This is a genomic window from Scopulibacillus darangshiensis (assembly GCF_004341035.1).
Taxonomy (GTDB): domain Bacteria; phylum Bacillota; class Bacilli; order Bacillales; family Sporolactobacillaceae; genus Scopulibacillus; species Scopulibacillus darangshiensis.
In genome coordinates, this window is record NZ_SLXK01000007.1 from 78,180 (window position 1) to 101,254 (window position 23,075).

A 23,075-nucleotide genomic window follows, 5' to 3' on the forward strand; every position below is an offset into this window, starting at 1 on the left:
TAAGAAAAGGTTTGCAGTAATTTGCTTTTCTTCATTAACGATGGCATTCTGTTACACTATAATTGAATTTTACAATCAAAACATAAGATTTTCGTTTGCTGCTATTTATAGCCTTATATTTATTACCTTAGTTTCGGGGCGTGTTACTGCATGAAAGCCCTACCAACCCAATTCGTACTTCATAAGGTTACTAAAAGACGTAGGTTCAGTCTTTTGCACTTAATTACATATATAGTTATTGCTCTCTTAATAATAATTATTATCTATCCTTTTTTTAATAGTTATCAGTCTGTTTTTAAAAATCCCGAGGTTTATATCTATGTTTTGTTGACTTCTATTATATTTTGGTTCTGGGATTCCTATTATTCCTGGTTTTCAGCAAGTTAAAATTTTAAACAAATGAATAATCACGAATAGCAAATAACTTCTAAAGTCAACTCTTGCCAAACTTTTCGAAATGGTATAATAATATTGATAATCAGTAAGGGGAAAGTTGTAATAGTTTGTTTGTGATTTTCATTCAATCAGCGAAGGGACTTACTCATGGCCAAAGCGGATAATATGCTTTCTATATTGTGGTTATTGAAGACAGGGAAGCGGATTACGGCGAAGCAGCTGGCGGAAGTGTTGGAGATTAATATTCGCACCGTCTACCGTTATATCGACTCGTTGTGCGCAAGCGGCGTTCCGATCATAGCTGATTCAGGGCATAATGGCGGGTATAGTCTGCTTAGCACATTTAATGACACACCGTTAATATTTGACCTGGATGAACAAAAGGCTCTCTTGCATGCTGCAAAATTTGCTCAAGAGGCAGGATATCCTTTTGGGGAGGCGCTTGACCAAGCTGTCTCGAAATTAAAAAGGTACACGAATGAGGACCAATTAAATAAAATTGATCGCCATTTGGCTGGTTTTGATGTCATTAATCCGCCTGCTGATTCTTCAATAGGGACATTTCTCCAGGTCTTGGAAGTTGCAGTGGCGGACGGGCGCACACTTTCCATTACATACAAAAAAGGACATGAAGCGCCCCCGACTACTAGAAGCATTGACCCCTATGGACTCGTCTATTGGAAGGGGAAATGGTATATCATCGCTTACTGTCAGCTTCGCTCAGACATTCGAAGCTTCCGGGTTGACAGGATACAAGCAGTAACTCGAACGGATGCCACCTTTGAAAGGCCAAAGGCATTTTCAGCTCGTGACTTTTTCCTTAGCCGCTTGTTGCCTGACTTAGAACGCAAGGAACACCTCATATCGATACATATCCAAGGTAAGGAAAATGCTATTAATGACCTTTGCAAACACTGGATGATAGGACACGCGGTAGTCGGTCGCTCTGCCAATAACCTTCACTTTATGGCCGAGAAAAAAATGACCCTTTCTTATTTACCCTACACACTCATGTCATACGGAAAATCAATCAAGGTCCTTGAACCGAAGATTTTAAAGGAAAAAATCGCGGCTGTGCTGTCTGATTTGTTAAACCATTATAAATCATGAGATCTTCACTGACCGTAATTGTCAGTGAAGGTTGTTTATAATGATGTTATCCATTCCGAAACGACCAATAAGGAGGAGACATTTAATGAGGCATTCTGCATTAAAGTCGTACGATTATCACGTTTGGGCTAACAAAAGGGTTCTTGATCATTTGAAAAGTCTGCCCGAAGAGGTGTACTGCCAAGAGATCCAAAGTGTGTTTTCCTCTATTTCAGAAGTAGTGAAGCATGTCTACCGTGTAGATATCGTGTGGCTCGGTGTGATGGCAGGTGACAGCTTTGAAGAAATAAATGCTATGAATGGCCGCATTCTCAAGGGAATCGATGGAAAAGGGCTAGTGGAGATGGAGAAATTATATGACGAAACGGTCGAAAAATACATGGCATTTCTTGACCGTCAAGAGGATTTGGATAAAGATGTTTCACCTGAACATCCCGAGCTTGGACGGCTGGATACCACGTTGTCTGAATTAATCCAGCATGTCGTCAATCACGGGACCTACCACCGAGGCAATATCACAGCTATGCTGCGGCAATTAGGGCACAAGGGTGTTCCGACCGATTACGTCTTTTATTTGTACGAACAAAGCTCTGTTCGTTAATTATTGATCCAAAAAGACAAAGCGCTTATGCTTTGTCTTTTTGCCGTTAGCCTTCTTCGCAAGTCTCTTTCAATTTCCTCCAAACTGCGGCCTTGCATGTTTTACCACCTCGCATCTATTTTAATAAATAATAGGTAATATGGTAGAATTCAAATAAAGGGATACGAATAAGGAACGGGGGTTGGTTAATGCATGGGAAGCGATCTGAATTTATATAAGAAGGTGCAGGAGATAGCGTATCTGAACGCGGAACGGACGTGGAGCTACCGCACGATTTTGCGTTACTTTTTCATCCAGCATGAACGAATGCAAGAGTTTTTGTTTCCTGAAGAAATTCTTGGCTATTTGAAGGGCATACCTGCTTTTCAAGCTTACACCGAAGACCAGCTGCATCAGGACTTAGCCCAATTAGTAAATTGGAAAAACCTTGTTGCAAGACAGGAACTCAGCAGTGCAAAAAGTGTTGAGGAGTTTAAGAAAAAGCGTTTCCGTTATCAATGCACGCCATATACGATTGAAATTGAACGAATGCTGGAAAAACTGGAACACATGGGAGACGGCTTTGGCGGGTCACTTGAACGGACACAGTTTGACCGACTGTATCAATCCTTGCAAAAAGCAGAATCACTCGTAAGAGGGCAGGATGACATCACGGAAACTGAAGAGGAATGTGCACAGGTGTGGGAGGATATCTTTAGCTATTTTCGCTCAATTACACAAAATACCTCGGACTATATTGCATATATTAACAGCGAACATGTCGAGGAACGCATGAAAACTGAAGCCTTCCTAGTCTACAAAGATCAGTTTACCGCTTATCTCCGCGATTTTATTATATCTCTTCAGCAAACCGCATTGAAAATCCAAGCTCTTCTAGAGTCGATGACAGACAAACAACTTCTAATGCTGGTCACAAAAGTTGTTCATCACCGTCAGTCAATTCCCCGCTTAGAAGATGCAGCCCTTTCCGATGATGACTTGAAATTAGAACAGAAGGAAAAATGGGAAAGTCTCAAAAAGTGGTTTCTCGGCAGTGATCACCGGAATAGTGAATTTCATCTCCTTCAGCTAAGGACTAATGAGACGATCCGAAGGGTAACCCGGGTTGTTCAAAGACTTGGTGAACGCTCACATAATTTCCGCAGCCGGAAAAAGGATTATCTGCATTTGGCTGAGTGGTTTGCAGGCATTGAAACAGTTAATGAGGCGCATGCCTTGTCCTCAGTAGCCTTTGGAGTCTCCAATACCAGGCATTTGTACAGCGATCATATACCCACTGAAGATCTGTACACCGATGTATGGGAGGAGGAGCCGATTGAAGCAGAAATAAAGCCGCGGGTACGACATTATAATGAAAAAACGCGTCCGGGAGCTGTTAAGGAAAACCGTGAACAAAAAGAAGCTATGCTGCGGGAATATCTGCTGGAGAAGGAGCAGGAACGGATAGCAATTGAAAGTCATCTGATTGATGGTCGGATTCAATTGCAAGCCTTGCCTGTAATTAAGCCCTATGTTCGAAAGCGGTTGTTAGCATGGATTGGCAAAGCGATGGCCCGGAGAGACGGGATCATCAAAACGGAATTTGGTCAGCAGGTCAAGATCGACCTTATCCGTGACCGTCCTCCCATTGTTTTAAGATCCGAGGATGGGAATTTGGAAATGCCTGATGCTGTCATCCAATTCATTGATGATAAGGAGAAAGTCTGATGGAACGCCAAATATTTGACGAAAAGGCAGAAGAGGCTCTAGGGCTGTTATTCGAGAACTTTTGGATTCTGCGTGAGCATGATCCTGAAAGCTACCAGCTTGTTCGCGAACGTGAGAAGGTCCTTAATCGCTATGTAGAGGAAAAGTTCGGTTTTCGGTTAATTGTCCACCGGTTTTTTATAAAGATGGAAAAGACTCCAGTTGAACCGAAGGCGTGGATGGGGATACAATCGTTTCAAAAACCGATGGACTATGCTATTTTTTGCTGTGCCCTCGCTTTTTTGGAGGAAAAGGCAGTGGAGGAACAGTTCCTGCTCTCCAACATATGTGAGGATATTCATGATCTTTATCCGGGTGAGCTTGGCATTGATTGGACGAATTATGAGCACCGGAAATCATTGGTGCGTGTCATCAATGTCCTGTCCGAATTTCATTTGATGGAAACGATAGATGGTGAAACTGGACGCTTTGCCATGGATGAGGACCAGGAAGTGCTCTACGAGGTAACAGTGTATTCCCGCTATTTCATGCGATCTTATCCAAAAGATTTATTTCAATACAAGACTATATCCGACATTTTGGAGGCCGAATGGGAGCAGAATCGTGAAGGGGAACGGCGGAAGAGGGTATATCGGCAATTAATGTTTTCACCGGTCGTTTACAGGAAGTCACAGAATGACCCGGACTTTTATTATATTCGTAATATGCATAGAAGGCTGCGCGATGATCTTGAATCACACACCCCATTTAAATTGGAGATGTTTAAAAATGCTGCATTGCTGACGGCGCCTGAAAGGAAAAATGTCTTTTCGCTCTTTCCAAGCCAGAAAGCCATCCATGATATCATCATGCAAATGGCATGTCTGTTAAGGGAATATAGCCGAGAGCATCAACCCGATGATTTTGGTGAAATAAGGTTAACTTCCGGAGAATTCGGCGAAATTGTCAGTAACCTAAAAAAGCAATTTGGCAGCGGCTGGAGCAAGTCTTATCGTACAGCACCGGAAAAAACGGTCGGCAAAGACTTGCTGGAGGCGATGGAGGATTGGGAGATGCTTCATATTGAAGCCGACACTGGGATGATCGTCATCCGTCCCCTTTCAGGACGCGTTACGGGGGATTATCCAAAAGATTATTATAAGAAACTGGAGGAGGCAAGAGCAAATGACGGAAGTGAATAAGTGGATGCTGAATAGGGCCGGACTTTTGAATTTTTGGTATTACGACGATGAAATATTCCAGTTCGCTAATGGAAAATTATTATTACGGGGCAGCAATGGCTCAGGGAAATCTGTTACTATGCAAAGCTTCCTCCCTGTCTTATTGGACGGAAAAAAATCCCCTGACCGGCTTGACCCGTTCGGATCGAAGGCAAGACGAATGGAAGACTATTTGCTTGGTGAAAAAGGCGTGGTCGACCGTGATGAGCGGACAGGCTACCTGTTTCTCGAATACAAGCGTGAACAAACGAACCAATACATCACAACCGGGATTGGTCTGCAGGCAAAACGGCATAAGAACATGAACTTCTGGGGTTTTGTCATCCTTGATAACCGCCGGATCGGGGTCGATTTTAGCCTGTATAAAAAAGAGCGGCATGGCGGGGAAACCCAAAAGGTTCCGCTTTCCCGCATTGAACTGGAAAACCGGATCGCAAAAGGCGGCGAAGTGGTGCGGACTCAAGGCGATTATATGAACCTTGTCAACAAACACCTTTTTGGTTTTCAGTCCAAAGAAAGCTATGAAGATCTGATTAAGCTGCTTATTCAGTTAAGAAGCCCAAAACTTTCAAAGGATTTTAAGCCAACGGTTATCTATGAAATTCTTGAAGCAGCACTTCCACCTCTTTCTGATGATGATCTTAGGCCGTTATCAGATACAATTGAGCATATGGATCAGACGAAGCAGCAGCTTGAACAGCTTCAGAGAGAAAACCGGTCGTTGAATAAATTAACACGTGTATATGACCAATACAATCAATATATCCTGGCTGAAAAGGCGGAAGAAGCATTGGCGAACCGTGTTAAATGGGAAAAAACTGAACAATCCTTTAAAGACCAGCTGGAGAAGGAAACAGAGGGCGTTAAGGAGATCACAAAACTCGAATCGGGTCTGCGTGACTTGGAGCAATCAAAGGAGGTTACTCTTCAGGAGCAAAAACGGCTCTCATCTCACAAAGTTTGGAATCTTGAAGATGAGCTTCGAGGTCTTAATGCCCAGAACGGAGAACTGCAACGGGATTATGAAAAAAAGGAAAAGCGGATGGATGAGGGGCGTCGGAGAGAACTCGATTACCGAAATGAGAAGGACCAAAAGGAAGGCGAATGGGATGTAAAAAGCCGGGTGAAGAAAGCTGTGCTTAATGACTTATCACAGGATGCGGAAGAAGCCGGTTTTCCCCGCCACAATATTAATGCTGGGGATTTCCATCGTCACGAAGGTGCAAGGGCCTTTGATTTTACGCTTTGGAAGCAAGAGGCTGATGGACACTATAAGAGGCTGAATAAAGCAGCGGGCCAAATTAAGGACTATGAAAATTTAAAAAGGCAGTATCAGGAGTTAAATAAGGACTACGCGGATATTATTAAGGAATATGATCAGCTGAAATATGATGAAAATGAGTGGCAAAAGGTTTTTGATGAGGATAAAAACAAAAAGGAAGATGAATGGCACGGCTGGACAAAAGAGTATAAGGCACTCCCTGTCACTGAAGATGTCATGCAGCGGGCTTCAAGAGCCATTCGGGGACTTTATGACAGTGCTTCATATGATGATGTCAAACAGCCTTTCATTGACATTTGCCAATCCTATCGGGAAGAGCTTCATAAGCTCCTTGCCGGAAAAAAGAGCGAGAAAACCATATTAGAACAAACAATAGCTAAACTTGAAGAGGAGCTTAGCAGTTGGAAAAACATGACGGATCCAGAGCCGCCAACCGATCCGGCAACGAAGGATGCAAGGCGAAAATTGGAGGAAAGCGGACAGGCCTTTCTGCCTTTCTACGCCGCTGTCGAATTTCAAGATCACGTCACTCAGGAGCAAAGAGAACGGATTGAATCATCCCTTACTCATATGGGACTGCTGGATGCCTTGATTGCAGATAAGAGTACTGTTCCGGAGCATGACCGCATCTTCCGGCCCAATCCCCAGATGATGGCCCATACACTGGCTGATTATCTCAGACCGGATCTTAGCCCAAATGCATCCGTTTCTTTAGAGAATGTTGACCGGGTCTTGAGAAGTATTTTAATAGATGATGCAAGCGCGGGCAGCGAGGGGCTTGTTTCCATTGATGAATCCGGCCGTTTTATTATGAGTCTCATTGAAGGCCATGCCCCTCCAGCAAAAGCTGCGCAATTCATTGGCCGAACGGCCCGTGGACGCTACCGGAAGGAAAAAATCAGTGAACTTGAGATGGCTGTTGCCGAGGAAAAAGGGGAGCTCGAAAGGCTTCAGGCAGAGATTGGGCAGTTTGAAGAAAAGGTTAAAGAGGTCAGGGACGCCCAAGCTGCTTTTCCGACGGATAAGGACTTGGTTGAGAGCTTTAGCCAAATTAGAAAAAAACAACTCGAGATTGAACAAAAGGTAAAAGAACGGGCGCGTATGGACGAGCGCCTGAAAACAATGGATTATGCATTTAAAAAGATGAAATATGAGATTGACGGGCAAACGGCCGAATTGGATTTCCCAATGACATCAACAGCTTACTTTGAAGCTGCTGCGATGATGAGGCAATATGAAAGGGACCTAGGTGAATTGGTAACCACCGATCTTGAGTGCCGGAATTTGATGCGACATATTGCCCAGCTAAACGAGCTCATCCAGCATAAGGCGGCGGAGGTCGATGATATAAAAGGGGAATGCAATGAATTAGAAGATCGCATAAAACGGACTGAGATGCATATTGAAAGCATTCAAGAGCAGCTTGAGAAGATGGGAGCGGAGGACATCCGCAGGCAGATTCAAGATGTACAAAAGCGTTTGGCCAGTATAGAAGAAGAGCTTAATAGCCATCGGGAGCGGCTGCCTAGGGTTCAGACGGAATTGCAGTATACCCGTGAAAAACTTGCTGCCTTGAATGAGGATCGGACCTTTTGGGAGAACATGTATGAAGCATGGATTGCAGCTTTTGAAAAAGAGTCAGATAGGTCTTTTGTTGAAATAACTCAAGAGGATGCAATCTGGAAATCAGCGGAAGCGGTGAAACAAAACCTTGGGCTATTCTATGAACAGCATGAACGGGCAAAAGTAACGGAGCAGCTAACAAAAGCTTATTACAGTGAGCAGCCTGATCTAATGGAATATCGGCTGTCAGAATATGAAGACCGTCTTAAATCATTGGACTGGATGGATGGTAAGGAATGGCCGGACGAAAAGAACGTTATGATCGAAAAGTGGAAACAGCTGACGGCGAGGAATGTCATTGAGATGGATTACCAGGGACAAAGGGTCAGCCCATATTTTGTAAAAGAGGCGGTTGAAGCCGATATTAATCGCAATCAAGATAATTTAAGAGAAAATGACCGTGAGCTTTATGAGGAAATTATATTGCATTCGGTTGGCGGTATGCTCAGGAGCCGAATCCAGCGTGCTGAGCGTTGGGTGAAGGAAATGAACCGCTTAATGCACAAACGGAATTCTTCGATGGGTCTGACCTTTTCAATCAAGTGGAAGCCCCGGACCGCCGAGGCTGAAGAGGAACTTGATACACACGATTTAGTTGAACTATTGCGGATGAATCCGCGCCTGCTGAAGGAATCCGATCTAGAGAATGTCACCCGGCATTTCCGGTCCAAAATTGACAGGGCCAAAGAATTAATCGATGATAATTCAGCCAGCAACACCTTGCACCAGGTTCTTAAAGAGGTGCTGGATTACCGCAAATGGTTTTCCTTTATATTATCCTATAAACGGGAAAATGAACCGGTAAGGGAATTGACCAATCATGCCTTTTATCAATTCAGTGGCGGGGAGAAGGCAATGGCCATGTATATTCCGCTCTTTACTGCTGCTTATTCCCGATATCAGGAGGCGGACGAAGCGGCGCCATATATTATTTCACTGGACGAGGCTTTTGCAGGGGTGGATGAGATGAACATTCGGGATATGTTCGAAGTGGTTGAAGAGCTTGACTTTAATTATATTATGAACTCCCAGGCGCTATGGGGTGATTACGACACGGTCAGTGAATTGTCGATTTGTGAGCTGGTCCGGCCGAAGAATGCTGATTTTGTGACTGTGATCCACTATCATTGGGACGGCCATACCCGTCGTTATGTCGATGAGATGTCACGTTCGGAAAATGAAGAAATAGCAGTATCTTTAGTGCCTGATGATGAGTAAAGGGGACATAAGGATTGAGACAAAATCAAATCATGCAGGAAGCAGTACATTACTTTCGCAGTGAGCCGGGATTCAGCCGGCTCCTTGCCCTTTTCAAAAGGAAATATCAGTCTCTCGGACGGGTCGGAGGTACAGTTACACTTTCCCGTTTTAGCGAAAAGGAGCTTTTGGCTATTGCCGATTTCTTTGGGAGAGATGCGGCGGACTTAGGGGCAAATCCTATTGTCAGCTTAAAAAACTTTGAACAACGGCTGCAAAAAACACGATTTGAGGGTCTGACATTACACAATGTGCTGGAGGCCTTTTTTAAAGAGAAGGTGATATCCAATAAAGAGAGACAGGCGCAAAAACAAGATGCTTTGAAGCAATTTTTCATCACAACGGCTGACCAAAATCCTGTATTAAGGGATTGGGTCAGCCATGTGCTGGATAAAAGCCCGGACACCCGGTTTGTGTATACTCTTGCAGAACAGAATCGTCATTTATTAAAGGAAATGATAGGTCATGTGGCAAAAGCATTGGACGGGTTGCCCGCAAACGGGAAGACCGAACGGCTTCCTTTTTTTGCCCAGCGGATAACGGGCGATCCACATGCTTTTGATGTTCAGACGGAGCAAGGGAAGCTGTTGCTTCACGCCATCGCGGTCTACAAGGCAATTGAGGAAGAGGAGCCAGTCCAGATGCCTGCTGGAAGTGAGGGAATCAACGATATTTTGCAGTCTGTAGGGATTCTGCGGGATGATTTGCATAACTTTGTAACTTGTACAGGACTCTTAGCCGATACAGCTGAAGGCATCCATCCCGTTTGGCAGGAAGCAGCCCGCACCCAAACCGTCTGGCATGTTCCGGTTCGGGAGCTGACGAAGACCGAGAATATCTACCCTTATCATGGAAGAGATGTCTGGATTGTTGAAAATTCCGGTGTCTGTTCGACCATTTTAGATGCATGCCCCGCAGCCGTAATGGTTTGTACACATGGCCAATTCAAATTAGCAACGTGGCTTTTGCTTGACCGGCTCGTGCAAAACGATGTGACGCTTCACTACTCAGGTGATTTTGACCCTGAAGGCCTCGGCATGGCCCAAAGACTTGTGGATAGATATCCAGGGCACATTCATTTATGGCACATGGATTTGACAAGCTACATGGACGCGGGGCCAAACAAATATATCGAAAAAGCCCGCTTAGAAAAACTAAACCGGATAACACAACCTGTGCTGCTCCAAACCGCAGAAAGAATGAAACTATTGAAGAAAGCTAGCTACCAAGAGGCACTGATAAAGAGATTGATTGGGGATATGCTACCCATAACGTTTTAGATAAACTAGGATAAATATAATCTAAGCCTCATTGCTTTAATTCAGCAGAGGCTTTTTTTATGTGTCTATTTCTCTATTGTGGCACACAAACAAAATACCAACTAAAATTTTGTGGCGCTGACACCTATTAAATGCAGCCTTGTAAAAGATATAATTTTTACATAAAGAAAACTTGTCGATTGGCGAAGCCAGAGGCTTAGTTGTACTTATGTGCGCAAGAAAGTTTATGCTTAATGTTGCTTTTGCGTGAAACGGTCTATTCCAAAAAATAGACTTTGTATATAAATATTTTTTAAGGGAGAGATCAAGATGGTAACAGAATACAGACATGAACCATTTACGGATTTTACAATTGAAAGCAACCGCCAAGCGTTTGAAGCGGCGCTTGAAAAGGTAGAAAAAGAGTTGGGCCGTCATTATGATTTAGTCATAAATGGGGAAACGGTTTCAACGGATAATGTTATTACTTCAAAAAATCCATCAAATCATGAAGAAGTGGTCGGCACGGTTTCAAAGGCGAACCAAGAACTCGCGGAAAAGGCGATTCAATCAGCTGCTGAAGCTTTTAAGGATTGGAGAAATTGGGAACCTGAAAGCCGCGCAGACATTTTATTTAGAGCAGCAGCTATCGTGCGCAGAAGAAAGCATGAATTCTCAGCGCTTCTTGTTAAAGAAGCCGGGAAGCCTTGGAAAGAAGCAGATGCGGATACCGCTGAAGCGATCGATTTTATGGAATACTATGCTCGCGAGATGATTCGTTTGAAGAATGGGGCTGACGTCAAGTCCCGTGAAGGCGAGAAGAACCGGTATATCTATACGCCAATGGGTGTGACCGTTGTTATTCCACCATGGAACTTCGCATTTGCAATTATGGCCGGCACGACAGTTGCACCAATTGTAACAGGCAACACAGTTGTCCTGAAACCGGCAAGCAACACACCTGTTGTGGCCGCAAAATTCATTGAGGTTCTTATGGAAGCAGGTCTTCCTAATGGTGTTGTTAACTACTGCCCGGGAAGCGGATCTGAAGTTGGCGATTATCTTGTAGAGCATCCGAAAACACATCTCATTAGTTTTACAGGTTCAAGGGAAATCGGCACACGTATCTATAATAAGAGCTCCCAAGTTTCACCAGGACAAAAATGGCTGAAACGTGCGATTATCGAAATGGGCGGAAAAGATACGGTCGTTGTTGACAAAGAGGCTGATTTGGATCTTGCGGCTGACGCGATTGCTGTATCCGCTTTTGGATTCTCCGGACAAAAATGTTCCGCTGGATCACGTGCGGTTATTCATGAAGATGTCTATGACGAGGTGCTGGAAAAGGTTATTGCTATTACAAAAGAAAAAACAGTTGGGGAACCAACTAGCCCTGATGTGTATATGGGGCCTGTCATTGACCAAGCTTCTTACGATAAAATTATGAATTACATTGAAATTGGTAAAGAAGAAGGGCGTTTGGCTCACGGCGGAAATGGTGAAGACAAAAAAGGATTTTTCATCGAGCCGACTATTTTTGCAGATGTTGATCCTGAAGCACGCCTTATGCAGGAAGAAATCTTCGGACCAGTTGTAGCGTTTTCCAAAGCCAAAGATTTTGACGAAGCAATTGAGATCGCAAATAACACGGAATATGGCTTAACAGGGGCTGTGATTTCTAATAACCGCTCTCATATCGAAAAAGCAAAGCGCGACTTCCGGGTAGGGAACCTGTACTTCAACCGTAATTGCACTGGTGCGATTGTTGGTTACCACCCATTCGGCGGATTCAATATGTCAGGTACAGATTCAAAAGCCGGCGGACCGGATTACCTTACACAGCACATGCTGCCAAAAACAATCAGCGAAATGCTATAAATACTAGACTTTAACAGTCTCAAGCCTTAGGTTTGAGGCTGTTTTTTTGCACCTTCCGTTGTCATTCCCACCTGTCATTTTCTTTTTACCAAAAAAGTCGTTATAATTTAAGGAAATTAGTCAAGGTTGGAATGGTGCAGGGGGATGCATGTGAAGGCTATCGATAAGATATTGGCAATTGAGGATATTCATCATTTGACAGAGCGTATTAGTTTAATTTTAGATAAACCCGTCATTGTTGAAAATAAAAACTTTGAGCTTATTGCTTACAGCTCACCCAGCGATTATCAGTTTGATCCGACCCAGCAAAAGACGATACTTTCAAAAAAATGCCCGATTTTTGTGGTGGACAGATTAAAGAAAGAGGGTATTGTGGGGCATTTGGAAAGCAAAACGGATCCGTTAAGGGTTGAGCCGATTCAAGAAATCGGTTTTTATCAAAGGAGACTTGTTGTTAGGGCAAGCCATAATGGACAAACAATGGGATCCATATGGGTTCAAGAATCGAAAAGCTTTCTTTTAGAAGAAGAACTCTTATTTTTACAAGATATTTCTGCTCACGTTGGTAAGCTCATCCACCAAATGCAATCAAAAAAGCAAGAAAAAGACAGCGAAAAGGATCAGCTGCTTTGGAAAATCATCAATCATGATTATGTCAGTGAACAGCAAATCCGTCGCGAAGCTGAGAAGGTTAATGTGATCCTTCCAAAGAAATTTACGGTCATCGTGTTGTCTAGCGATGAGGCAGCTTTGGCTGACCTTGAATCTCTTGTTCGCAGGCAACTTGTAGATCTGCCTGTTTCCTATTACTTAAAATCAGACTCGAAAATTATCATTATCGTTGGGGAGTCTGCCGAACGTGTGAACACTGAACATCCGGCTAAGGCTCTTGTTGAACAATACCGGGACAAGATTTACAAGAAAGATGTGAAGCCCTTTTTAATCGGTGTCGGGAACATGTACCATCGGCTCCGTGATATGAGGAAAAGTTTCTTGGAAGCGTTGGAGGTTATTGAAATCGCTGAATTTGTTAACCTATCCTCAGAGGATGTTCCTGTTGATTATTCAAAGCTTGGGATGTACCGTTATTTAATTGTTTTGTACGAAAAAAATATGTCTGAGCAGTTTGTGAACTATGATTTACTTAAGCTTCTAAAAAAAGATGAAGAAAATCAAAGCAAGCTGCTGCAAACATTGGAAGTGTATTTAGCTCACAATTGTAAGTCAAAGAAAACCGCTGAATTTTTATTCATCCATCCCAATACATTAAATTACCGTTTAAAACAAATCATTGAACTCACGGGTATTAATTTTAAAGATTTTAATGTTAAAAGCCAGCTTTATACAGAACTTCTATTACTCAATCACATTCCGGACTACTATAAAATGTACCAAAAGGCTGAAGCACTTGAAGGGGATTTATAAATCAGCGAAATGGCATATAAGTCATATAAAGCGTGGAGAAGAACCGAAATGTTCTCTCCACGCTAACGGGTTCTTCCATTGTATTGAAAAGAACATACAACCAATTAATCGGTGAAAAATCGGCGATAAAAATCATTCTCCTAGAGCGAGAATGTGGCAGGCACATTAATTTTTCATCCAAACCCTTAGGTCACCAATGTTTTCCCATCCGGCTCTTATCGCGTTCTCATAGTCCTTGTCCTGTTCGTAGCCGACAATATGAAGGCACTCATGATTTTGGCTTACGGATTGGATGATATCAGTCCAAAGGGAAGACGATATTTTTGTTGAAAAGACATTGAATACTCCTACTGTGTTTTCGTGAACATTGACAATAAATCCGGATTCTATATGGTCCCCTTTATTAGCATAAAAGGTCACATCGGGATGAGATAAAATACCTGATGTAAAAACATCACCTGAACCATGGGTTGTTGTCCATAACCGCAGATCTTCAGTAGAGGAGACGGGTCTGTACTTTACGGCTTTTTGGCTGCCACTTTTCACAGGAGCATGGTAAATCCAATGTGCGTTGAATAGTACACTATATTCGCCCTCTGGTAATTGCAGGCTTGAAAAACTGTCTTTAATAAATTCTACTGGTCTATGATTTGTGAAGTTTAGGTATTCCTCATACGAGACATTTTCGGTTTTTGTTACGACGTCAGGATAAAATGTGGGTGCTTTTTGGTCCAATCCCCAGAATTGATGATCCATTCTAGGATGACATCCATGCAAAGTGCTTACGATCTGGCACCATGCCATATTATTCTCCACAGCTAATTGTTGTAATGACGTCAAAAGAATTCCCCCAAAAGGAAGTTATAGAACAAAGTTGAAACTTAAATTAGGGTCGTTTTTGGATGGAGACTTCTGTAAAAGAGGGTGGGAGTTGGTGTCTTGAAAACTAGTGTTGCGGCTTATTTTATTCTTTTGATTTGATCAATTTCAGCTCTTGCTTTTAAGGTGTCTTCATTAAGGACTCTCATTTGTGCATCAACGAGATCAATCCGCTCATTGACCGTTTTAAAGCCTTCACGCATTTCCCCTCTTAATTGATTAATATCAGAGTCTACCTTTTCAAAGCGTTTATCAATTTGCTCAAAGCGTCTATCCACTTGTTCAAAGCGTTTATCAATTTGCTTAAAACGCTTATCCACTTGTTCGAAGCGCTCATTAATTTTACCGAAACCTTCTTCCATCTGCTTTTGCAATCCTTTGATGCCTAATTGCATGTTATAAATGCCTTCCATCAATTTTTGTTCGTCCATTTTAAATACACCTCCTAAGTCATTTTACCATATTATTTAATCCCCCAGGCTAAATGACTTTAACCTGGGGTTCCTTATATTATATTGCCCAGTTTCCATTGCGGAATAACGGGATTCGCTTTCCATCTTGCGTTTCGGCATCTATATCCAGTTCACCTGATCCGATCATGAAATCGGTATGAATAAAGCTTTGGTTAGCGCCAGAGTCGATTAATTCCTCCTCAGACATATTGCTGCCATTTTTGACATTCATTGAGAACGAGGTGCCTAAGGCTATATGGCATGATGCATTCTCATCATAAAGTGTATTCATAAATATAATCCCGGATTGGGATATTGGTGACTGGTGAGGGACAAGAGCAACTTCACCAAGGTAACGTGCACTTTCGTCCGTATCCAGCAGCCCTTCAAGAGCCTCATAGCCTTTTTCTGCTGAAAAATTGACCACTTTTCCATCTTTAAAGGTAAATGAAAAGTTTTCAATAAGATTACCATTTACAGATAAAGGCTTCGTGTTTTTGACTGTGCCATTAACGCCGGTCTTCAACGGTGCGGTGAAAACTTCTTCAGTTGGCATGTTTGGAATGAAGACATGCTCTTGGGTAGACTTGTGACCGGCGCCAACCCATAGATGGTCTGGATGAAGTTCAATGGATAGATCGGTGCCAGGCCCCTTATAATGCAGAGCTTTGAAGTGCTGATCGTTAAGATAATTCATCTTGTCATGCAAATCTTTGGAATGCTGGTCCCAGGCAGCGATTGGGTCAGCATGATCAAGGCGTACCGTTTTGAAAATGGCTTCCCACAGATCGTCCAACGCTTGATCTGGCGCTTTATCGGGGAATACGAGTTTGGCCCAAGCTACCGTTGGCACGCCGACAATGCACCAGTGTATATCACCTTTTAACTGAGCGATTTTAAAATCCTTTAATGATTGTCCCGACGCCTGCTGTACCATTTGAATCCGTTTCGGATCAACACCGGCAAATGCGTTAGGATCCGCCCCGGTAATGTGCAGGAGGGCACCTTTATTTTCAATAAGTTCATCATACATTTCCACACGCCATTTCGGAACTTCCTTCAGGCTTTCTTCAGGCTGCTCTTCGAACTGGAGACGTTGCGTCGGGCTGTCACTCCAATCAACGTGTACTCTTTTTGCGCCAAGACGATAAGCCTCCCGGACTACAGCGCGGGTAAATTCAGCGGATTCAAGCGGCGAATTGATGGCCAGGATTTGGCCCTTTTGAATGTTTAAGCCCATTTTCACGGTAAGTTTGGCGTATTGATCAATTTTTTCTTGGCATGCTGCCATTTCTCTTCCCCCTTGTGTGTATGTAAGGTGTATGTCAATATTTTATCATAATTAGTGGGATATTTTTCGATTTTCGGAACATTTTTAAAAGAAGTAGGTTATGTGGCATGTTCAGATTTTAATCAAACGTTTAATTAAGAAGAATGTTAAAATAAAACTATCATTTATCATGCTATTATATGAGTTTATTTCTCGGAAAGGTTGAAAACATTGCAGCACAATATTGATAGAATTGATGATATGGAATCAGCGGCCGCTAAAACACGGCGGTTATGGATGGCCTTTGTGCTTGGGGCCTTAACGGCGTTTGGACCGCTTTCCATTGATATGTACTTGCCTTCTTTGCCTGCACTTGCGGCTGATCTTCATACCAGTGCGTCTTTGGCCCAGCTGAGTTTGACAGCTTGTCTGCTTGGCCTTGCTCTAGGCCAGCTTTTCGTTGGGCCTTACAGTGATGTGCACGGACGGCGGATGCCTTTGATCGCAGCCCTCGTTTGTTATGTTGTTGCAACATTTTTGTGCGCGGTAATCCCGTCTATTTGGGGGCTCATCGCCTTGCGCTTCATCCAGGGTGCAGCTGGATCAGCGGGTATCGTCATATCGCGGGCAATGGTGCGGGATCTATATTCAGGATCAGAGTTGACGAAATTCTTTTCCCTTTTAATGCTGGTCAATGGTGCGGCACCGATTCTTGCACCGGTAACCGGCGGCCTGCTGCTTAAGGTGACCTCTTGGCATGGCGTCTTTATTGTCCTTGCGGCAATAGGTGTCTTGATGCTTCTTGCAGCCCTTTTCAGCTTGCGTGAAACATTGCCAATTCAAAGCCGGTCTGAGGGCGGGATCAGGAACACACTGTTAACTTTTCGCCGTCTTCTTGTTGACCGGGTATTTATGGGGTATGCACTATCACAAGGCCTTGTTATGGCAGCCATGTTCGGCTATATATCCGGCTCTCCATTTGTCCTCCAGAATATATATAATGTATCGCCGCTGATGTTCAGTGTGATCTTCGCGTCTAACGGCCTTGGTATTATCATTGCGACTCAAATCAGCGGACGGTTGGCGGGGGCGGTCAGTGAAACAAAACTTCTGATCAGCGGTCTTATTCTTGCGGCACTTGGCAGTATCGTATTGCTTTTTATGATTCTTATTGGGGCGCCTCTTGCCGCTATATTACCGCCATTATTTATTGTTGTTTCCAGTGTCGGGATTGTCACGACAACGAGTTTCTCACTTGCCATGCAAAATCAGGAACGTTCTGCTGGCAGCGCCTCAGCTTTACTGGGCGTCTTGCCGTTCATTGCAGGAGCAATTGTTGCGCCTCTTGTTGGCATTGGTGGCAGTCACACAGCCGTTCCAATGGGCGTCGTAATTGCGGTTTGTGATATTGGTGCAGTCATTTGTTTTGCTTTATTAATACGGAAGAAAACAATATAAGCCTTTTAAATTGAGCGGGAACAGTGAGTTTTACAACACTGTCCCGCTCTTTTTTTTAAGGAAAATTTACCAGCGCTTTACAAAATGTTCATATGCGCTTAATCCAACTTTACTATGATGAACTTGCCTGAGAGGAAAAGCTGAACTCAAAATGGATGGGCGGTCAGACTATATGAAAAATTTGTTAATGATTACGCAAAACTATTATCCGGAAATTGGCAGTGCGGCGAACCGAATGAAGAATATCAAGCAATTATTGGCAAAACATCATTTCGGCGTCACGGTCCTTACCACTGAACCGAGTTACCCAAACCGTCATTTATATCAAAACAACGATGCGTTTTGGTCAAATGATGAAGATTTTGAGGAAAATGTGGTGAGAATCCATCCCAAAGTCCGCAAATACACACACAATATGTTCAAACGGCTGCTGCTGTATCTTGAAGTCACATTAAGGTTTTTCCTTATTCTATTAAAGCTAGAAAAGAAATTTGACTTTATTTTCGTATCATCACCGCCGATCTTCATGGGCATCGCCGGTTTATTTGCCAAGAGGCGCTTTAAGGTACCGCTTATTTTGGATGTGCGTGATCTGTGGCCTGAATCACTTCATGGTGTCGGTGTATTTACATATGGGCCGTTGCTCCGAATCGCTTACCTGCTGGAAGAAAAACTCTATAAGCATGCCGACCATATCATCATAAATAGTGATTCCTTTCGTTCCTACATCCTAAGTAAAGGGGTATCGCCCGATAAAATTAGTTTCATGCCCAATTCCTTAACCGAAAGGGAATTGGCTTTTTCCCCAGATTCTGAATTACACCCGAATGATACCCGGGTATCTGTTGTTTATACGGGGAACATTGGGCTCGCTCAGGACTTGCAGAAGTTTGTATGTGTGGCGGAAAATCTAAAGGATCGTAAAGATATTCAGTTCAAGATTATCGGGTATGGGTATCGAAAGCCAGACATTGTAAAACAAATCGAAGAAAAGAAGCTTAGCAATATTGCTATCTATCATCCAAAAAACAGAGAAGACACGATGCTTGAGGTCGGCAAATCGGATATTGCCTATGTAAGCTTATCAGAAAAATCCGTGTTCCAAACCGTGCTGCCGGGAAAAATGATTGACTATATGTGTATGGCCAAACCGGTAGTCGGAGATGTGTCAGGTTACTGCAGCGGGATTATTCGTCATGCTGACTGCGGATATGTTGCCGAAAACCGGGATGTTGAACAGCTGACCCGGCACATTGAAACCCTTTCGAACGATCGTTTGCTCCGGGAGAGGTTAGGAGGCAACGGGTATAGGTATGCTTGCCAAAAATTAAGATGGAAGAAAAACATCAGAGTGCTGCTTAATATATTGGAGGGGCTTAATGAAAAAGAAAATATGCATGTTCGTGTGGAATCATTTTACGAATGACGCAAGAGTATTGCGGGAATGCACGGCATTGTCAAAGGAAGGCTATTTGGTTGACTTAATTGCGATTCACGACAGGAAAAATCCAAGCTTAAGCCGATTTGAAAACCGGAAAGAGGGCTTTACGGTGACAAGGGTAAAAAATGAGTTTCCCCTGATGCAAAATGCTATTCGAATCGTTAAGAGATTCAAGATACCTGCAATACTGCTGTTAATTGTCTTATTGGGGCTGGCTGTGTGGCAACTGCCGCTATGGGCAGCATTCTTCTTGATGATCTGCCTCCCGATTGTCGGAGCGGCGGCTATGAAGGTTAATCTCCCCAGATTAATAGTAAGGTTCTTCATCTTTTCGCAAATGGTAAGGGCGGGTATGAAGGAAAATTACGATCTTTATCATGCCAATGATTTAAATACACTGCCGCAAGGGTGGTTGTGTGCCAAAGTTCTTAGGATCAGAAAAAAGAAGCTGATCTATGACTCCCATGAAGTCCAAACGAGCCGTACAGGCTATGAAAATCATATTTACGCCAAGATGGAGAAGTTCTTTATAACCTTTATGGATGTAATGATCATGGAGAACCACACCCGGGCAAGTTACATACAGGACTTATACGGCTTCTACCCTCGGGTTGTTCATAATTATCCCGTTCCAGTAAAACCGGAAATGAGCGATTCAATCGATCTGCACCAGCTTCTTGGCATTAATGCTGATGAACCGATTCTCCTTTATCAAGGCGGCATTCAAACAGGACGGGGGTTGGATAAGCTCATTGAAGCAGTGCCTCAATTCAAACGGGGCATCGTAGTCTTCATTGGGGAAGGCAGGATAAAACCGGATCTTGTCAACATGGTCAGTGAGTTGCGCCTAGAAGACAAGGTGAAATTTTTGCCTAAAGTACCTGTTGAAGAGCTGCTGAATTACACAAGGAATGCCTACCTCGGCTTTCAGGTTTTGAATAATGTGTGCTTTAACCATTACTCTGCTTCATCCAATAAGTTGTTTGAGTATATGATGAGCGGTGTTCCCGTAGTCGCATGCCAGTTTCCCGAAATCCAACGGGTTGTTGAAACTGAAGAAATAGGTATCTGCATTGATTCCCATGACCCGAACGCCATTGCAGAGGGCGTTAATACCCTTCTCGAAGATTCAGAACGATATGCGGCGATGAAGGCAAACTGCTTTAAAGCGAGGGATAAATATAATTGGGAAAAGGAAAAGACAGGTTTTATTGATATTTATCAAAAATTGGGGTGATTGGCTTGGGAAGTGACGTCCGGGAAAGGGATTTACAGCATATTGCTTCAGAATTAGGGAATAGCAATGATCCGCTGCAGCAGCTAAGAGACAAAGCTCAATTTGAACTTAGTGAAAAGAATGAATTACAGCAGCTTTTGGCTGAACAAAGCAAAAGATATCAGGAATTAAATAAAGAATATATCCTTTTTAAAGAAAAAACATTTGATATTTTAGAACAGGAAAAGAAAATTGTTGAAATGCTTCAAAGTGAGCTCGAAAAAAAGAAAAGGTTCCAACTAGAGGCGGCACATTTAAAAAAAGAAATGGAGGCCTTGGAGCGGAGAACCGTGCAATTAACAAGAAAATATCATTCTTTAAAACAATCGAAACTAGGTAAGCTTACAACAATGTACTGGAAAATCCGAAAACGACTGACAAGAAGGAGAAGTTAAGCTTGGAAAATTTAACGGTTCTCCACGCAGAGATTGAAAGATTTCAAAAGGAGATTTTAGATGATCTAAAACCTTATTTTTTAGATAGCAGGGTGATTTTCAACGAAAAAAACTGGTATTCCGAATCAGATCATATTTTTTTGCGAAGCCAGGACAATCAGCTTGTCATCTCTTCAGCAGATACCCTATCCAACACAGAATATGATGGCAATGCTGTTAACTTTTTGCCGGAAACCAGCCTGAAAATACTTCAGGGAGAAACCTTCGAAGTGGCTTTTTCTGGAGAAACAACTGGTCCTATTCATTTGTCGTTGCTGCTGACAGAGTATTCCCATGAGGACATGTTAAATACACACCATTTCGAGTTGAACCCATCATCCAGCCGGATCAAATTGTCTGCGGATACGTGCAGAATTGGGATCACGCTGTTGGTTACAGGCGAAGGCCTGGGGATTATTGAAGGCTTGGTTGTTAAACGGATCAAAAAGCGGGGGACAGCGTTTTTAAATAAAAGGCCTTTACAAAAAGCGCCTCAAAAGATCTCGGACTTGAAAATGGCCTGCATTTTCGATGAATTTTCCATGAGCTGTTATCAAGAGGAAGTAAAATTGATAACCTTCACCCCGGACAATTGGTTTGATGTGTTAGAACAAAACCCGCCTGATGTCCTGTTTGTCGAATCGGCATGGCAGGGGAATCATGGCAGCTGGCAATATCGCATTGCAAAATATAAAACCCAAGACAAAATACCGCTCATTGATCTCATTCAATGGTGCAGGGATGCAGGTATTCCAACTGTTTTTTGGAACAAGGAGGATCCCATTCATTTTGATAAATTTATCGATTCAGCAGTGATGTTTGACTATATTTTTACAACAGACACCAATATGATTCCCGAGTATCAGAAAAGGGCTGGCCATGATCATGTTTATCCTTTGGCTTTTTCTGCAGAGCCTAAGCTTCACAACCCTATACAAACCTTCAATCATCGAAAAAATAAAGTTTGTTTTGCCGGATCATATTATGCCAATCGTCATCCAGAACGGAAACAAGATATGGAAGATGTTTTGGATATGGCACTGCCCTATGGTTTGGATATTTACGATCGTAATTATGAAAAAAACAAACAGGGTACAACCCATTTTAGCTTTCCGGAGCGGTTCGAAAGCCATATAATAAGCAGCCTGCAATACGATGAAATTGATAAAGCCTATAAAGGGTATAAAGTGATGCTGAACGTCAATAGTGTCAAGCATTCACCGACAATGTTCTCCAGACGTGTTTTTGAAGGCCTTGCGTGCGGGACCCCTGTCATTTCTAATGCTTCACTCGGCGTCAAAAAGGTATTTAAAGATTTGGTCATCACCTCAAGTGATAAAAAGGCATTCAGAATGAATTTAGAAAAGCTTATGAGTGATGAGGATTTTTATAGAGAGAAAGCATTGGAAGGCATTCGGGAGGTTTATTTGAATCATACGTATAAACATAGAATAAAAGATATTTTTGCAAAAATGGGGATTGGGATTTGCTTAGAAGCCCCCAAAATCAGCGTCGTTTCCGTTGTACAATCGGCTGAAGAATTCGAAAGAATCCTGCATTATTTTAAAGAACAGACATTGCAGCCGAAAAGGTTAATTGTATTCCTGGACCAATTCCCCGGATCTGCGGACATACTAAATCAATATAATAACGAACATATCACGTGCTATGTTCTAAGTTATATGGATCAGTACAGCAGGCTTAGTGATCTTGTTAAGGAGCGCTATATTGCATTTTTTCATCCTGACCATTTCTATGGGGAGAATTACTTATTGGACTTAAGCTTTGCTATTGAATACAGCAAGGCGGAAGTGGTAGGGAAAAATTGTTATTTTCATCATGATATCGCTAATAAGGGATTATCCCAAACAAGCGATGACAATGAATACAGTTATGTTAATGACCTATCGATTGACGCTTCAATTTCCCAAACTGAGATGTTCAGAGGGGAACGCCTTTACAAAATTTTAGACATGATAAGATCGTGTCAATCGTTAAATCCCTATGTTAAAAAGGGATACCGGCTGTTCAGTACAGATAAATATAACTTTATAAAAAATGGAAAAAACCTGGACCAGCAAATGGTCGACATGATAGAAAAATAGGA

General features: G+C 42.7%; 17 protein-coding genes. 14 read left to right on the forward strand and 3 right to left on the reverse strand.

All coding sequences use genetic code 11. From position 1 onward, the window contains the following. The first annotated feature begins 150 nt into the window (after positions 1–150). The 9 genes from EV207_RS23875 (at position 151) to EV207_RS07190 (ending at position 13,758) form a co-directional block, all read left to right on the forward strand. On the forward strand, positions 151–387 hold the full coding sequence (locus EV207_RS23875) for a UPF0715 family protein (RefSeq protein ID WP_132745113.1): 237 nt from the start codon (positions 151–153) through the stop codon (positions 385–387). Between the two features lie 156 nt (positions 388–543). After that, the gene (locus EV207_RS07155; protein WP_132745125.1) at positions 544–1,506 is read left to right on the forward strand and encodes a helix-turn-helix transcriptional regulator; all 963 of its coding nucleotides are present in this window, start codon (positions 544–546) and stop codon (positions 1,504–1,506) included. A gap of 85 nt (positions 1,507–1,591) precedes the next feature. Next, complete coding sequence (locus tag EV207_RS07160; protein WP_132745127.1) at positions 1,592–2,107, forward strand: DinB family protein; 516 nt, start codon at positions 1,592–1,594, stop codon at positions 2,105–2,107. A gap of 192 nt (positions 2,108–2,299) precedes the next feature. Further along, positions 2,300–3,814: a TIGR02677 family protein gene (locus tag EV207_RS07165; RefSeq protein WP_132745129.1), complete on the forward strand. Its 1,515-nt coding sequence runs from the start codon at positions 2,300–2,302 to the stop codon at positions 3,812–3,814. Then, positions 3,814–4,995: a TIGR02678 family protein gene (locus EV207_RS07170; RefSeq protein ID WP_132745131.1), complete on the forward strand. Its 1,182-nt coding sequence runs from the start codon at positions 3,814–3,816 to the stop codon at positions 4,993–4,995. The genes EV207_RS07165 and EV207_RS07170 overlap by 1 nt, the downstream gene beginning before the upstream one ends. Further along, positions 4,979–9,157, forward strand: coding sequence for a TIGR02680 family protein (locus EV207_RS07175; RefSeq protein ID WP_132745133.1), 4,179 nt, complete (start codon positions 4,979–4,981; stop codon positions 9,155–9,157). Before EV207_RS07170 ends, EV207_RS07175 begins: the two co-directional genes overlap by 17 nt. A gap of 14 nt (positions 9,158–9,171) precedes the next feature. Next, positions 9,172–10,476, forward strand: a complete 1,305-nt coding sequence (locus tag EV207_RS07180) for a TIGR02679 family protein (protein ID WP_132745135.1) — start codon at positions 9,172–9,174, stop codon at positions 10,474–10,476. Positions 10,477–10,785: 309 nt separating this feature from the next. After that, positions 10,786–12,333, forward strand: coding sequence for an L-glutamate gamma-semialdehyde dehydrogenase (gene pruA, locus EV207_RS07185; RefSeq protein WP_132745137.1), 1,548 nt, complete (start codon positions 10,786–10,788; stop codon positions 12,331–12,333). A 150-nt stretch (positions 12,334–12,483) separates the two neighbouring features. After that, positions 12,484–13,758, forward strand: a complete 1,275-nt coding sequence (locus tag EV207_RS07190) for a PucR family transcriptional regulator (protein ID WP_132745139.1) — start codon at positions 12,484–12,486, stop codon at positions 13,756–13,758. Positions 13,759–13,923: 165 nt separating this feature from the next. On the opposite strand, the gene EV207_RS07195 is transcribed toward EV207_RS07190, so the two are convergent. The 3 genes from EV207_RS07195 to EV207_RS07205 form a co-directional block, all read right to left on the reverse strand. Then, the gene (locus EV207_RS07195; RefSeq protein WP_132745141.1) at positions 13,924–14,598 is read right to left on the reverse strand and encodes a hypothetical protein; all 675 of its coding nucleotides are present in this window, start codon (positions 14,596–14,598) and stop codon (positions 13,924–13,926) included. A 119-nt stretch (positions 14,599–14,717) separates the two neighbouring features. Then, positions 14,718–15,068, reverse strand: a complete 351-nt coding sequence (locus tag EV207_RS07200) for a hypothetical protein (RefSeq protein WP_132745143.1) — start codon at positions 15,066–15,068, stop codon at positions 14,718–14,720. A 79-nt stretch (positions 15,069–15,147) separates the two neighbouring features. Then, positions 15,148–16,380: an aminopeptidase gene (locus EV207_RS07205; RefSeq protein WP_132745145.1), complete on the reverse strand. Its 1,233-nt coding sequence runs from the start codon at positions 16,378–16,380 to the stop codon at positions 15,148–15,150. A gap of 240 nt (positions 16,381–16,620) precedes the next feature. On the opposite strand from EV207_RS07205, the gene EV207_RS07210 reads away from it, so the two are divergent. From EV207_RS07210 to EV207_RS07230, 5 genes are all read left to right on the forward strand, one after another. Next, complete coding sequence (locus EV207_RS07210) at positions 16,621–17,817, forward strand: multidrug effflux MFS transporter (RefSeq protein ID WP_132745234.1); 1,197 nt, start codon at positions 16,621–16,623, stop codon at positions 17,815–17,817. A gap of 172 nt (positions 17,818–17,989) precedes the next feature. Further along, complete coding sequence (locus EV207_RS07215) at positions 17,990–19,243, forward strand: glycosyltransferase family 4 protein (RefSeq protein WP_132745147.1); 1,254 nt, start codon at positions 17,990–17,992, stop codon at positions 19,241–19,243. After that, positions 19,197–20,495, forward strand: coding sequence for a glycosyltransferase (locus EV207_RS07220; protein WP_243646982.1), 1,299 nt, complete (start codon positions 19,197–19,199; stop codon positions 20,493–20,495). The genes EV207_RS07215 and EV207_RS07220 overlap by 47 nt, the downstream gene beginning before the upstream one ends. Before the next feature lie 5 nt (positions 20,496–20,500). Continuing rightward, complete coding sequence (locus EV207_RS07225; protein WP_132745149.1) at positions 20,501–20,929, forward strand: hypothetical protein; 429 nt, start codon at positions 20,501–20,503, stop codon at positions 20,927–20,929. A 2-nt stretch (positions 20,930–20,931) separates the two neighbouring features. Continuing rightward, on the forward strand, positions 20,932–23,073 hold the full coding sequence (locus EV207_RS07230) for a CgeB family protein (RefSeq protein WP_132745151.1): 2,142 nt from the start codon (positions 20,932–20,934) through the stop codon (positions 23,071–23,073). The last annotated feature ends 2 nt before the right edge of the window (positions 23,074–23,075 follow it).